We start from the raw sequence: 12758 nt of genomic DNA on the forward strand, positions 1-12758 counted from the left end.
AGATCAAAGCGCTTTGTTCCGCATCCTGTAAACCCTGAACATCTGGATGGAAACAGCCAAAACAATCAGCAGGAGTCCAATGTAAAAATTCCAGTTCAGCATTTCATTTTCCTGGTAGATCAGAAAGGCCAGCAGGATACCATATACCGGCTCCAGGTTATAAGTCAGGTTAACCGTAAATGCGGAAATGTATTTCAACGCATATCCTGATAACTGGAATGCCCATACGGTGCAAACCCAGGCCAGAAATAGCAGCCAGCCAAAATCCGAGGGATCGGGAACTAGGTAATCGGTGGGGAACTGGTTCAGGTAAAAAGGCAATAACAGGCTAAGAGTGAGGAAACCGCCCGTCAGTTCATAAGTGGTAAGGGTTTCAACATTTACTTTTTTCAATATCTGCCTGTTGAGTATCGGGAAGATGGCTCCGAGCAGGGCAGAGATAAGTCCAATAATAATACCGGCCTTGTAACGGCTGTCGAAATGAAAAATAATATAGATGCCAGCCATGACCAGCAATCCCAGCAAAATTTCCTGAAATACCGGCCTTCGTTTAAGCATCAACGGTTCTGCTATGGCAGTAAAGAATCCGATGGCCGAAAAACAGACCAGCGCAACGGAAACATTTGAATATTTAATAGCCCCGTAAAAACTAACCCAGTGTAAAGCGGCAACCAATCCCACCCCTGTAATGGCCGCCATCTGCCGGAATGGGATTTTCTGGAGGCGGCCCTTCAGGCCGAATAATAACCATAATGTAACCGCGCTGATTAGAAGCCGGTACCATACCAGCAAACCTTCGTTGAGTGTAATCAATCGTCCCAGGACACCGGTAAAACCGGCAAGTATCACTGCAATGTGTAACCGAATAAATGCTGTTTTCATGCAGCGGCTTCCTCTCCTTCGGTATTTTTCATCCTGCTGTGATAGTCCTTGAAAAGGCTTTCCCACCTGAGTTTCAACACCCCGAGAATTCCTTCTTTCACTATTCCTTTATGCATTTTCGACACTCCGAATTTCCGGTCTTCAAATATGATGGGAACTTCCTTTATTTTGAATCCGAGTTTCCAGGAAGCAAATTTCATTTCTATCTGGAATGCGTAACCGAGGAAACGTATGCCATCGAGATTGATGGCTTCCAGCACTTCTTTTTTATAGCAGACAAAGCCGGCGGTGGTATCCCTGACAGGCATCCAGGTGATCAGCCTGGTATAGAAACTGCCTCCTTTGGAAAGCGCGATCCTGTCCCAGGGCCAGTTCACTGTGCCTCCGCCTTTGACATACCTCGACCCGATTGCCACATCAGCCCCCCCGGTCTTGCAGGCATCATAAAGGCGTTGAAGGTCATTTGGATTATGTGAGAAATCCGCATCCATCTCGAAAATAAAACGGTATCCTTTGGCGATTGACCATTTAAAACCGTGAATATAGGCGGTTCCGAGGCCCAACTTGCCTTTTCGCTCTTCGAGGAACAGCATGCCGGAGTATTTTGCCTGTAGTTCTTTCACTATGGATGCTGTTCCGTCCGGGGAGCCATCATCAATAACCAGCACATGAAAATCCTGATTTAAATTAAAGATTGCATGCAGAATATTGGAAATATTCTCACGCTCATTATATGTAGGTATGATGACGATTTTTTCCAAGCGAAAAATTTGACGCGCAAAGTTACTTTAATTAGCCCTTTTTAAGTAAGGTACGATTGAGTATTTCTGTGAGTTTCTGCTTGGTATGAAGCGGGAAATCCCCTTTCATCATCCAGTCATAATACTGTGGCTCAGATTTCAGGACTTCAGTTACCGGCCGGCCTTTGTGCTTGCCGAAATTGAATACCTCCACCCCGTTGCTGAAGATGAATCGCCTTGCGAAATCGACAACCGGTTCTTCACCAATAAATTTAATGATGGAATCAACCGTATCACCCAGTTGAGGGTAACGTTCGAGTTGCGCCTCCAGCACTTCCCAGGTTGCCTGGGCGTCCACTTCTGCACTATGTGCACCATCCAGGGCTTTATTACAATAGAACTTATAGGCTGCGCTAAGGGTACGCTGCTCCATCATGTGAAATATCTTCTGCACATCCAGCATCCTCCGGTTACCCATTTCAAAATCAAGCCCGGTGCGGAGAAACTCTTCTGCCAGCAGGGGAATGTCAAACCTGTTGGAATTATATCCTGCCAGGTCACAATTCTCCAGAAACTGTTTCAGTTCATTTCCTACCTGGCGGAAAGTGGGGGCATCTCTCACCATATCATCAGTAATACCGTGAATATCAGAGGCTCCGGCAGGAATGGGCATTTCCGGGTTGATGAGTTTTCTTTTGACTGTGCGGGACCCGTCTTTTCCTATCCTGACAATGGCGATTTCCACAATCCGGTCGGTTCCCAGGTTGGTTCCGGTGGTTTCGAGGTCTATAAATGCAATAGGTCTCTGTAATTGTAAAGGCATGGGCAAATGTAAGCTTATATGTGTTTTTCAAAGCAGCAATCCTTGCGTAAACCAATAAATTATTATTAATTTACATATCCGTAAACCCTCCAACCTGCATTTGCATTTAGGTATGCTATTTGCTGAATGGTGAATAATAACAAAAATCATGAAAAAGAAATCTTTAGTCTTATTCCTCCTTGCCGCCCTGGTTATTGGCTTTACTGCCTGTACATCAACTTCACGCAATGGTTGCCAGGTTTCCTCAGGTATGGTTGGATATAAATAATTGAAAAAATGGATTGGATTCAATTGAATGAAACTGCGCAACTGGAAGAAATACGTCAAAAATCCTATTCGCTGCCGCAGGTGATTTTCAAACACAGTACCCGCTGTTCTATAAGTTCAATGGCTAAATCAAGGCTCGAAAGAGCTAATAATCCCGGGGGAATAGAATTCTATTATCTTGACCTGATCCGCAACCGGTCGCTTTCGAACCAGGTTGCGGAAGATTTCAAGGTATGGCATGAATCGCCACAGGTTTTATTAATAATTGATGGAGAATGCCGGTATGATGAGAGCCATACCGGAATCAGCATGGATAGCATCGTTACATCCATTGCCCGATAAAATCCAGGAGCTCCTGCTTGTACTCGGAGTATAATTTTTTAAAGGTCTGTACCCTGTCGCGTACCTCTTCATGATCATCCAGTTTCATTTTTTCTGCCTGGATCTCATTGAGGCCTTTGACCTTCACTGCAAGTTCCTTTTCATGCTCGTTTACATCATGTAACAATTCGTCCAGGATTTCGCGTTGGAGGATAAATTTATTCTGGTGCTGCTCAAGTCCCGGCATCGCATCTTTAACTGTATTCTTTTTAGCCACTTCCAGTAAATACTTATCCAGGATAGAGAACTCTTCTTTAAAATACTTTAATTCACTTGCCCAAAGCTGGTGGTCAATATGAAGCTGCATAGCAGACTTTTTTACCTGATTCATGACAATTAAGTTTACTTAAAGATCGACAGAACCAGGAGCAATGTTTCTGACCCTTGTCAAACATTCCACTGAGATTGGTCAATTTAGTTACGCGAGTAATAATACAACTTCAACAAAATGGGTAAACCAGCATTTTCGCTTAGGGAAAAAAAGCCATTTTGATCGTTCCTGAATGCAATTGCCTCACCCTGCGGTTCTGCCTGAATGCTGATAATAACAGGGTCCTTCTGTAAACCGGAATAAACTGTTTCAGTTGCACTCTTCTTCCAATAATACAGGTTTGAATAGGTGCGTAAAAGAAGCTCTGTACCATCCGGAGACTGAGCGGCCCCTGTGATCCCGCCAATTTTCAACTGACCTTGTCTTTCTGCTGTATTGATGCCATTGCCTAATGAAGCAGCTTTAAGAACGAAAACCTGTGAAGGTGTTTCTTTTGTTACCAACACGATGTCTCCGCTGTTATAATCAATGACCATCGCTTCAGTATTATGATGCATTCCGTCATCATACCGGAATTTGATTTTGTCGTACTGCTCCAGGTTTGATACTGAAGCATCTGGTTCCGGGAACCTGTAAATAAAGTAGGTATCAAACACAGAATAATTATCTCCGGAATCAGCAATATAAAGGTATTTTTTTCCCGCAACCGGCCCTTTACCTATGGCCATATCTTCCCAATCCTGATTGGAAGCACCATGGATCTTTACCGGTGTTCCTAATTGTCCTTCATGGCTAATACTCAGTAATTCAGCCTGGTTATCCTTGTCCTGGATCAGCCAAAGAAATCCTGGCCTGGCATAGCTATCCGCCATGCCGGAAACCTCACCCGGAAAATCAGATGCCAAGACCCTGGATACCACGTTTTGGAAGGACTTTGACTCACCTGTACTGGTTGATTTGCTGCAGCTGAAAAACAGGATACCAAAAGAGGAACAGGCAACCAGTTGTTTTAAGAGAAACATATACGTGAAAATAATAACTTATATATTAAAAACAAAGCCCTGCCTTTAATTCCTTAATTATGGTTTTCCGGGGTAAAGGTCGAATTACAGCATGTGCTTTATGCAATCCAGGGTAATCAGTTGTTTTTTGAACCATCCCAAACTGAGGATCATACATAAACATGTGGTTTCCGCGGAAACAGAAGGCTATCCCTCAAAATGCCTTTAAATTTGAGTAGATTATATCAAGCATGAGGCGATCCCTTATTCAGATTTTACTTTTCCTGGCGATAGTGCCGGCAGCAAGGTCACAGGAATTTACTTTCTCCAGGTTATCCGTAACCGATGGGCTGAGTTCAAATTTTATTTACTCCGTGTGGCAGGACAGGAAAGGCTTTCTCTGGATCGGCACTGAAAATGGATTGCAACGCTATGATGGTAGCAAATTTGTCCAGTTTTACGATCATAACAGGTCTGATAACCTGCCAGCCTCTCCCATTAACCAGATCATGGGAGATAACAATGGCAATATGTGGATCAGGATGGGAAAAAAGACAGGCATTTTCAACCCTTTGACGCTCAGCTACCGTGAAGCTCCCATTATTTCCAAAGATAAATTACCCGTTAGGTCAGAAGCTTCAATCTGGAAAAACAACGAGGGCAGGTTTTTTGTTGTCGTACAGCGTCATTCCTGCCTTCCTTACAATGAAAAACTTCACCGTTTTGAAGAGGGTCCGCTTCCTTTCCGCCTGCCTCCAGACTGGAAACCTAACTATTTACACCAGGACAGCAGGAATGGAAATTATTGGATAGGCACCGATAGCGGGCTGGTTATGTATGATATTAAAGCCAGGACCTGGTTTACGGGTACAAATGCCGGGGATCAGCACCCTGAATTAAAAGCCTTTGCGGCCCACCGGAATGTAAGCAGTATTTGTATCGACAATAAAGGCCGCACCTGGATAAGCTTCTGGAGTTATGATCCCGGAGAAAAAGGTGGGGCCAGGATCGTTTATTATGATCCCTCCCAAAAAAAGACTCATGATTTTTCCGCGAGGGAATTCAGTAAAAACAAGGGGTATACAGAAGTTCACCGGATCAGGTCTCTGAATAACTCCACAGTGTGGACCTACGGCCTGAACCTTTTGGCAATGGAAGACAGTGCCAACAACAGCCTGATGAGCATTACCGACCCGTTCCAGACTGAATATGGCATCCGGTTCAAATATATCAATGACATCTTCGAAGACAATGAAAAAGTCCTTTGGGTGGCAACAGATAACGGGCTGTACGCCACGTCTGCAGAACCTGATAAATCACATCATATCATCCTTTCTCCTTACAAGGAAGAAGCCAATATTACCAGCTTAATGGAAACCAGAGAGGGAAAGCTTTGGCTAGGTACCTGGGGAAGGGGAATTGTATCAACAGAGGATTCCATTGAAGTAAAGAATATATACAAAGCCCACCCTGCCAATGACGATTTTAAAATGGTCTGGGACCTGCACCAGCACAGCAGAACCGGTTATATCTGGATAACCTGCCAGTCGGGGAAACTGGTTCGGTATGATCCCCGCAGGAAGATGTCAGATATGCTTCAACTGCCTGTCTTTAATAACCGGACTGTAAGGCAGGTGGCAGAAGACAAAGAAGGAAATCTCTGGTTTGGCACACAGGGCGGGGAAATTGTACAATACGGCGCGGGGAAGAGCCTTCACCCCGATTCCTTTAGATTAAAAGACAAGCTTTCGTCCATTATCAACAGGCTTTATTTTGACAAGCAGGGCCAATTATGGGTAGCAACGCATGGCGAGGGATTACTGGTCTATGACCCCGGTTCCGGAAAGCGGGTTGCACATTATTCCGATTCAGGGAAACAAAGCAATATGTTCCAGGAAAATGTGATCAGTGACATCGTTGAACTGAATGATTCCGTAATGGCCATTGGTTCCGGCAACCTGAATCTGCTGAATAAAAAAACCGGGCATATTGAAACTATTACACTTTATGAAGGATTACCCAGTTATAATATAACCTCGCTGCAAACAGATGGCTTTGGGCATTTGTGGATCAGCACCAAAGATGGCTTGTTCAAATACAACCCCAGAAAATCTGTCTTTACCCGGTATGACCAGCGGGATGGCCTGATAACAACCGCAAATAGCGAAACCCTTTTGAATAACAGCCTGCTGAGAAAAAATGGCCAGGTTGCTTTTGCGGGAAACCAGCAGGCGGTATTATTCGATCCGGCCTTTTTCATCAGCAAATTGGCCCCAAAGGATGTCACCATTACTGATTTCAAATTATTTAACCGGTATCTCCCCCCGGACTCCATTTTAAGGCTTGATAAGATCAGGTTGAAACATGAGCAAAACTCTATCAGCATTTTATTCGCATCACTCAGTTACAAACAGAGGGGTAAACTGATCTACTATTATATGCTGGAAGGTGCCGACAAAAACTGGATCCGGGATGATGGCGGATTGATAGCGAACTACAGCCTGTTACCTCCGGGTAACTATACTTTTAAGGTCCGGTGCGAAAATGAAGAGGGTACACCATCTTCCAATATGACCCAGCTGAACATACTGATCAGGCCACCATTTTACGGCACATGGTGGTTTATGGTCCTGATCGCAATCGTTATTGCAGGATTAACCTATCTGATCCACCGGCTCAGGATCAACAGGATCCTGGCTGTGGAAAAAGTAAGAAGACGAGTTGCCCGCGACCTGCATGATGATATGGGCTCTACACTCAGTACCATTAATATCCTGAGTGAAATGGCCAGGATGAAGATTGATACCGATACAAAAGCCAGCCGGGACTACATAGAAAAGATTAGCGATAACAGCAGCCGCATGATGGAAGCCATGGATGATATCGTCTGGAGCATCAATCCGATGAACGATAATATGCAGAGAATAACGGCCCGCATGCGTGAGTTCGCCGCCACCGTGCTGGAGCCCAAGGGGATTGAATACAGTTTCCATGTTGATGAAAAAGTAATGGACCTGGTCCTTGACATGGAAGCCCGCCGGGATTTTTTCCTGGTTTTCAAGGAAGCGATCAACAACCTGGCAAAATACTCAATGGCAAAACAGGCTGTAATTGATATCCGGATCAGCCATGGGAAACTGCATATGAATATTAAAGACGATGGTATTGGCTTTGAAACGGAATCCGCAGATTCAGGAAATGGCCTGACCAATATGAAAAAGCGTTCCGAAATGATGAAGGGCCTCCTGCGGATTATTTCGGGAAAAAATGAGGGAACACTGGTTCAACTGGAAGTGCCCCTGACATGATTATGTGATTGTGGGGGTAATCCGGTCTGCTTATTTTTGTCTTGAAAAGCAGCTTATGATAAAAGTGTTGATTTATGAAGACAATCCTCAGTTAAGAGAAGGACTGACCATGCTGATCAATGGATCTGAAGGGTTTGAGGTAATGGCTTCGTTCAAGAACTGCAACAACGCAGTAGAGGAAGTGGAATCCTTCCGGCCGGATGTTATCCTGATGGACATTGACATGCCGGGAATCAACGGAATTGAAGGTTTAAAACTCATTCGCCAGGGCAACAGTGAGGTAAAGGTTCTGATGCTGACTGTGTTCGACGATAACAGGAATGTATTTGAAGCCCTGAAAAATGGTGCAAACGGGTATCTCCTGAAAAAAACACCCCCCTCCCGTTTACTTGAGTATATACAGGAAGCCCATACCGGCGGAGCTCCCATGACAAGTTCAATTGCTTCACAGGTATTGAAAATGTTCTCCGAAATCCAGGCCCCTGCAAACGAAGATTATAATCTTTCGGAAAGGGAAAAGCAGGTCTTGCAATTGCTGGTAAACGGATACAGTTACAAAATGATAGCTGCAGAAATGTTTATTTCCATTGATACGGTAAGATCGCATATCAAGAAGATCTATGAAAAACTGCATGTCAATTCAAAAAGTGAAGCAGTTGCAAAAGCTTTTAAAAATAAAATTGTCTGACCATACAACGTTTTATAAACGGCAATAGTCAAACACACAGACTTATCCTTTTATATGAAGCAGGTAATATTCAAACACTTTTCACTTGCAGTGGTACTGATCCTGTTATCGGCCAGTAGCCTGTGTCCGGTCAGGGCGGAAAAATGCTTTATCATCAAAAGTTGTTCATCAACTGTTGAAATCAGGAACTTGCAGATGAATGCCAGCCAGGAACAGGAAGATGACAGCGAAGACAATCTTCCAATTATCGGCGGGGTAACGGGTATGAGCATGATTTTCCTATAAACCAGGTATAAAAAAAGCTGCTCCCGGAAAGGGAACAGCCTGCATATAGGGTTTAGAGAAAATACTCAGGTCTCCTGTACGAATCCCTTCTTAACGGCATACATAACCAATCCCGCCATCGACTTAGCCCCTGTTTTTGTTTTCAGCTTATCACGGATAGCTTCTACCGTACGCGGACTGATATCTACAATATCTGCAATTTCCTTGGTGGTTTTTTCTTCGCACATCAGCTTCAGGATCCTGATTTCCTTGTCTGTCAGTTGTGCATCAGCCAGTCCATCCGGCTCCATTTTACGGGTCCGGAGACCTGTAAGCAGCGCCTTATTGGTCAGTTCATTAAAGAAGAATTCCTGCTCATAGCAGGTTTTGATGGCCTGGTATATCGTTTCTGAATCAGAATTTTTTGTCAGGTAGGAATTGGCCCCAATCTCCATCAGCTTGGAGATCATGGAATGATCATTATGCATGGAAAGAATGATCACTTTTACATAGGGATTAATCTTCCGGATTTCAGGCAGGGTGGCAATTCCATCCATGATGGGCATCTGGATATCAAGTAAAATAACATCCGGTTCGATGTGTTTCAGCAGGTTCAGTAATTGCATACCATTGTCTGCTTCTGCAATCAACTCTACGTCCTTCTTGGCAGACAAAGCAGTTTTGACTCCTGCGCGAAACAGGGCATGATCATCTGCTATGGCAACTTTAATGGGATTGTTAGGGTCTGGTTTTTTCATACGGTGAATTTTGCGAATGAGTGAAGGACTTTTTTATCATCCTTACAGAATGCAAAATGTAAAAAATCCTGAACATTCACTATGGTATTTATACGTAAATATACCGTTTCGGAATATACTATTAGTATTATTCGTAATAATCACCGTAAACCTCCCGGGATTCGTCCGGTAGCATTATCGGAGTTTTACGAACATAAAGGGAAAATCCGCAAGGCAAAAATTCAGCAATTCCGCTCTTGTGCTGCTGTCTCATTGCTGGTACATTTGTTATAGAAGTTGATTGACGGGATCGCAACCTACAACCATCCAATGTCCAGTAACAACCGTCCAGAACTTTTTCAATATTCTATGAAACCGTCGACTCCAGTGTCAATCAACTTTCTTTTTTCCAAAAATCCATGAAAAGCCCGGAATTTCCTGACCGCTGAATATTCCGTGACCGGCCGAACTGACTCTCACCAATATCCGCTAAACCGTTGAACTCCAATGTCCGACCGATATATTTTTCATCGGTACCCTACAACCAAACCCAGTTCTTTAAATTTCTATGCCTGCTTTGAATGCCACAGGAGCGTAGTAGCGAAGGGGGAATAATTTATCATTCTGGCTAAGACATGAGTGAATGTTTATGAAATCAGCAGCCAACCTTCTAGGTTTACTTAATTCCGATGTGCAGTTCAAGGCAGGCTTTTGTATGCCCTGAAATACCGGTCCAGGAAACTGACTGCGTTTCCGGATCCGAATTTCTGCAGAATCGTGCCCGGATCAATCCAACCGTTTTCAGGTAATTTCCAGGTTCCCCTGTGTTGCAACATATAATTTTCAGCGAGCTTAAGTAAATCCATGCCTAGGTAAGAAAAGTCCATTGAACCAAGACAGCCCTCGGGAGGGTTTATCGTACCATCAAAATCACTACCAATACTGACCATATCCCAGGCAGGCAAACGATGACTGTCCAATACTTCAGCAATATGCTGTATCTGGGCCCAAACAAGGATAGCCCCGGTACTAACTTTCCGGCGGGTAGCGAGGATTGGAGCCTGCTGAAGAAATGACCTGCTGGCCAGTCTTCTTTTATCAAGCTGAATGGCAAATAAACCGCCTGACTTTGAAATCTCCACCAGTTCTTCATCATAGAAATTGATATCCGCCCGGTAAAACAGGTTTTCTGCCCCCGCAATAGTGGTTCCCCCATCAAGTTTCAAACCGGTAATACCTCCATGGCTTACAATGATGGGAAGCCAGGAGGCCTGCCCATAATCTGATTTCAGGATATCAAAATAAAGTTTCCGGCTTTTAAGGCTCATGTGTTTTATATCAACCAGTATCGGAGCACCATTGGACTCGCTTAACAATTCATGCAGGGTATTTACACCCAGATCTGTGAAACCATCATTCAGCCCTTCCCACTGGTTGACCAATGGCCCCAGGGTTTCCAGACTGCGGGCATGCCCGCACAGGTCATTGTAGAAATTATGGGCAAACGTTATAAACACAGGCGGGTGCGCCCAATCTTTAACTGTCCTGATTCTTTCCTTAACCTCATCGGGATCGGTCCTCCGGCCATACATCCCCAGTCCGGTATTGAACACATGGGCGCCTTCAATACTTAACACTACCCCCATCCGGTTTTTTGCAGACATCACTTCCTCCAAGTCCCGGGTTGTAGAAATCATGGTCCAGCTGCGCTCCTCCCCATTTACCGGTGCACTGCGCTGCCCATCACAGAAAAACCTATACTCCCGCTCCAGGTCCTGGAAATAATCAAGGTGGCGCTGCAAATGCCTAACCCGATGATAACCAATACCGGTAACAAGATTGGCCGATATAGCAGATAAGCCTCCACTGCCGGTTAGGTTGATAAAAAAACCCTTCTCAAAAGGATAAAGAGATACAAAAGCAAGTTTCACATTTCCTGAGCTCATCGCTGTAAAATCAGCCTGGGAATAGGCAGAAATACCTGAGATATTTTTAACCAGCCGACGGGCTGGTGTAAGTGACTGGTGATACCACAGGTTGCTCCGCGGATCAGGTTCGGCTGATTCGTTAAATGAATGACCATACGTTTTTAGATTCGGATGACAGTGTATATCTGCAAAATGGAAATCATTCATGACCGCTTGTTTTGGATTCACAGGTCCTCGGAAAAAATCTCAGTTGCATTCACCGCATTCTGCCTGACCAACCTGTAATGCAAACGCAAAGAATGTAACAAACCATATCGTCTGTAAGGCAGCCCATTTTCTTTTGAATATCTCTCCAGAATTTCGGTTACTCCCGGTGCATACACATAACTGATATTCGGGAACAGGTGATGCACCACATGGTAGTGAAAATTCCCCATCAGGCAGCTTGAAGCCCAGTTATCGAAACGGATATCATTGGTAGTACTTAACTGGTGCATGAACCAGCTGCTGTTTATTTGTCCGTCAGGTGAAATCACCGGAAAATTATTACTGACATTCACATGCGGAGTCAATAACACCATTAAGGCCAGAATACTTCCCGCCACTGTAAGTGCAATCAATGAGACCAGCGCCTGCCAAACAGGAACGCCCAGCCAAACAGGTAACAGTACCGTGTAACCGATATAAACCGTTTTAAAAAAGAAAAGCTTTGCATATTCTGTTCGCGGTATAGGATGAAACATACTAACCACCCTGTTATGCTGGAAAAAATCCCTGAAATCACGAATAAATATCCAATTAAAGAGGTAAAGTGGATACAGGAGAAATACGTACAGGTGCTGGAGCTTATTATATTTTTCAGGGGCCTGGTGTGGAAATATCTGTAAAGGTCCGCTTTGTTCAATATCACTGTCCCAGCCGTGAACATTCGGGTAATTATGATGCAGTTTATTATGCCTTTTTATCCAGATAAAACTGTTAGGTCCCAGCAGGTCGAACAGGTTTAGGAAATTCCTGTTGCTTTTTTTGGACCTGAACAGCAAACCATGGGTTGCTTCATGGAACAGGTTCAGGTACAGAAAGATGCCGGTTAAGCCCATGACTGCATAGGCTGAAATCATGACCCCTGCATTAAAACGATAATACAGCCCAAGGAAATATGCTATGAAATAAATTGCCGGAAAGGAAAAAATTTTAAATGCAGAATGCGGGTGATTGTTTTCTGGCAGGTCATTCAGCTTCTCTTTCACCAGTTGGCCGATTCGCAGGAAATGTGCCTGGTCTTCATCAACTTTCCGGAACCGTGGTTTATTTTCCATACATAGGGGATGAAAGGTGAACAGATCGCTTATAACATATTTACCACATTTTAAATTAGCCAATTAAAGGAGAATCAGCAAATCTGATTCCACGGGGCAACAAAAAAGGTGCAGTGTGTAAACTGCACCTTTAGAAATATCAGGAATCA

The 12758-nt window shown here is 44.1% G+C and carries 12 protein-coding genes; 4 read left to right on the plus strand and 8 right to left on the minus strand.

Annotated features, from left to right (window positions below; genetic code table 11):
• Positions 1 to 3: 3 nt before the first annotated feature.
• Genes BC349_RS03400 through BC349_RS03410 form a run of 3 tightly spaced genes read right to left on the minus strand, consistent with a single transcriptional unit; the run spans position 4 to position 2445 of the window.
• The gene (locus BC349_RS03400) at positions 4 to 882 is read right to left on the minus strand and encodes a DMT family transporter (protein ID WP_187255330.1); all 879 of its coding nucleotides are present in this window, start codon (positions 880 to 882) and stop codon (positions 4 to 6) included.
• A complete protein-coding gene (locus tag BC349_RS03405) occupies positions 879 to 1643 on the minus strand; it encodes a polyprenol monophosphomannose synthase (protein ID WP_222840059.1) in 765 nt (254 codons plus the stop codon). Before BC349_RS03405 ends, BC349_RS03400 begins: the two co-directional genes overlap by 4 nt.
• Before the next feature lie 31 nt (positions 1644 to 1674).
• Positions 1675 to 2445 (minus strand): 3'-5' exonuclease, encoded by a 771-nt coding sequence (locus BC349_RS03410; RefSeq protein WP_187255331.1) that lies wholly within the window; start codon positions 2443 to 2445, stop codon positions 1675 to 1677.
• Between the two features lie 276 nt (positions 2446 to 2721).
• Here BC349_RS03410 and ytxJ point away from each other — a divergent pair, with 276 nt between their 5' ends.
• Positions 2722 to 3054: a bacillithiol system redox-active protein YtxJ gene (gene ytxJ, locus BC349_RS03415; protein ID WP_187255332.1), complete on the plus strand. Its 333-nt coding sequence runs from the start codon at positions 2722 to 2724 to the stop codon at positions 3052 to 3054.
• Here the strand turns inward: ytxJ and BC349_RS03420 are convergent.
• On the minus strand, positions 3035 to 3424 hold the full coding sequence (locus BC349_RS03420; RefSeq protein WP_187255333.1) for a hypothetical protein: 390 nt from the start codon (positions 3422 to 3424) through the stop codon (positions 3035 to 3037). The genes ytxJ and BC349_RS03420 overlap by 20 nt on opposite strands.
• A gap of 83 nt (positions 3425 to 3507) precedes the next feature.
• A complete protein-coding gene (locus tag BC349_RS03425; RefSeq protein WP_187255334.1) occupies positions 3508 to 4386 on the minus strand; it encodes a hypothetical protein in 879 nt (292 codons plus the stop codon).
• Between the two features lie 230 nt (positions 4387 to 4616).
• On the opposite strand from BC349_RS03425, the gene BC349_RS03430 reads away from it, so the two are divergent.
• From BC349_RS03430 to BC349_RS03440, 3 genes are read left to right on the plus strand one after another with little or no spacing between them, the layout of a single operon-like run.
• Positions 4617 to 7673, plus strand: coding sequence for a ligand-binding sensor domain-containing protein (locus BC349_RS03430; RefSeq protein ID WP_187255335.1), 3057 nt, complete (start codon positions 4617 to 4619; stop codon positions 7671 to 7673).
• Positions 7674 to 7728: 55 nt separating this feature from the next.
• Positions 7729 to 8361 carry a response regulator gene (locus BC349_RS03435; RefSeq protein WP_187255336.1) on the plus strand — a complete coding sequence of 211 codons (633 nt, stop codon included), beginning with the start codon at positions 7729 to 7731 and terminating at the stop codon, positions 8359 to 8361.
• Between the two features lie 54 nt (positions 8362 to 8415).
• The gene (locus BC349_RS03440; protein WP_187255337.1) at positions 8416 to 8646 is read left to right on the plus strand and encodes a hypothetical protein; all 231 of its coding nucleotides are present in this window, start codon (positions 8416 to 8418) and stop codon (positions 8644 to 8646) included.
• 65 nt (positions 8647 to 8711) lie between these two features.
• On the opposite strand, the gene BC349_RS03445 is transcribed toward BC349_RS03440, so the two are convergent.
• The 3 genes from BC349_RS03445 to BC349_RS03455 form a co-directional block, all read right to left on the minus strand.
• Entirely contained in the window at positions 8712 to 9383 is a 672-nt protein-coding gene (locus tag BC349_RS03445) for a response regulator transcription factor (protein WP_187255338.1), read from the minus strand.
• Positions 9384 to 10060: 677 nt separating this feature from the next.
• Positions 10061 to 11497 (minus strand): membrane dipeptidase, encoded by a 1437-nt coding sequence (locus BC349_RS03450; RefSeq protein ID WP_187255339.1) that lies wholly within the window; start codon positions 11495 to 11497, stop codon positions 10061 to 10063.
• A gap of 17 nt (positions 11498 to 11514) precedes the next feature.
• Positions 11515 to 12609, minus strand: coding sequence for a fatty acid desaturase family protein (locus BC349_RS03455; protein ID WP_187255340.1), 1095 nt, complete (start codon positions 12607 to 12609; stop codon positions 11515 to 11517).
• Between the last annotated feature and the right edge of the window lie 149 nt (positions 12610 to 12758).

The sequence above is a fragment of the Flavihumibacter stibioxidans genome (genome assembly GCF_014332695.1).
GTDB lineage: Bacteria > Bacteroidota > Bacteroidia > Chitinophagales > Chitinophagaceae > Flavihumibacter > Flavihumibacter stibioxidans.

What these genes read in the sequence shown, in the direction of transcription:
- BC349_RS03400 (WP_187255330.1), bottom strand. Translation starts at nt 882, where the DNA reads ATGAAAACAGCATTTATTCGGTTACACATTGCAGTGATACTTGCCGGT.
- BC349_RS03410 (WP_187255331.1), bottom strand. Translation starts at nt 2,445, where the DNA reads ATGCCTTTACAATTACAGAGACCTATTGCATTTATAGACCTCGAAACC.
- ytxJ (WP_187255332.1), top strand. Translation starts at nt 2,722, where the DNA reads ATGGATTGGATTCAATTGAATGAAACTGCGCAACTGGAAGAAATACGT.
- BC349_RS03420 (WP_187255333.1), bottom strand. Translation starts at nt 3,424, where the DNA reads ATGAATCAGGTAAAAAAGTCTGCTATGCAGCTTCATATTGACCACCAG.
- BC349_RS03425 (WP_187255334.1), bottom strand. Translation starts at nt 4,386, where the DNA reads ATGTTTCTCTTAAAACAACTGGTTGCCTGTTCCTCTTTTGGTATCCTG.
- BC349_RS03430 (WP_187255335.1), top strand. Translation starts at nt 4,617, where the DNA reads ATGAGGCGATCCCTTATTCAGATTTTACTTTTCCTGGCGATAGTGCCG.
- BC349_RS03435 (WP_187255336.1), top strand. Translation starts at nt 7,729, where the DNA reads ATGATAAAAGTGTTGATTTATGAAGACAATCCTCAGTTAAGAGAAGGA.
- BC349_RS03440 (WP_187255337.1), top strand. Translation starts at nt 8,416, where the DNA reads ATGAAGCAGGTAATATTCAAACACTTTTCACTTGCAGTGGTACTGATC.
- BC349_RS03445 (WP_187255338.1), bottom strand. Translation starts at nt 9,383, where the DNA reads ATGAAAAAACCAGACCCTAACAATCCCATTAAAGTTGCCATAGCAGAT.
- BC349_RS03450 (WP_187255339.1), bottom strand. Translation starts at nt 11,497, where the DNA reads ATGAATGATTTCCATTTTGCAGATATACACTGTCATCCGAATCTAAAA.
- BC349_RS03455 (WP_187255340.1), bottom strand. Translation starts at nt 12,609, where the DNA reads ATGGAAAATAAACCACGGTTCCGGAAAGTTGATGAAGACCAGGCACAT.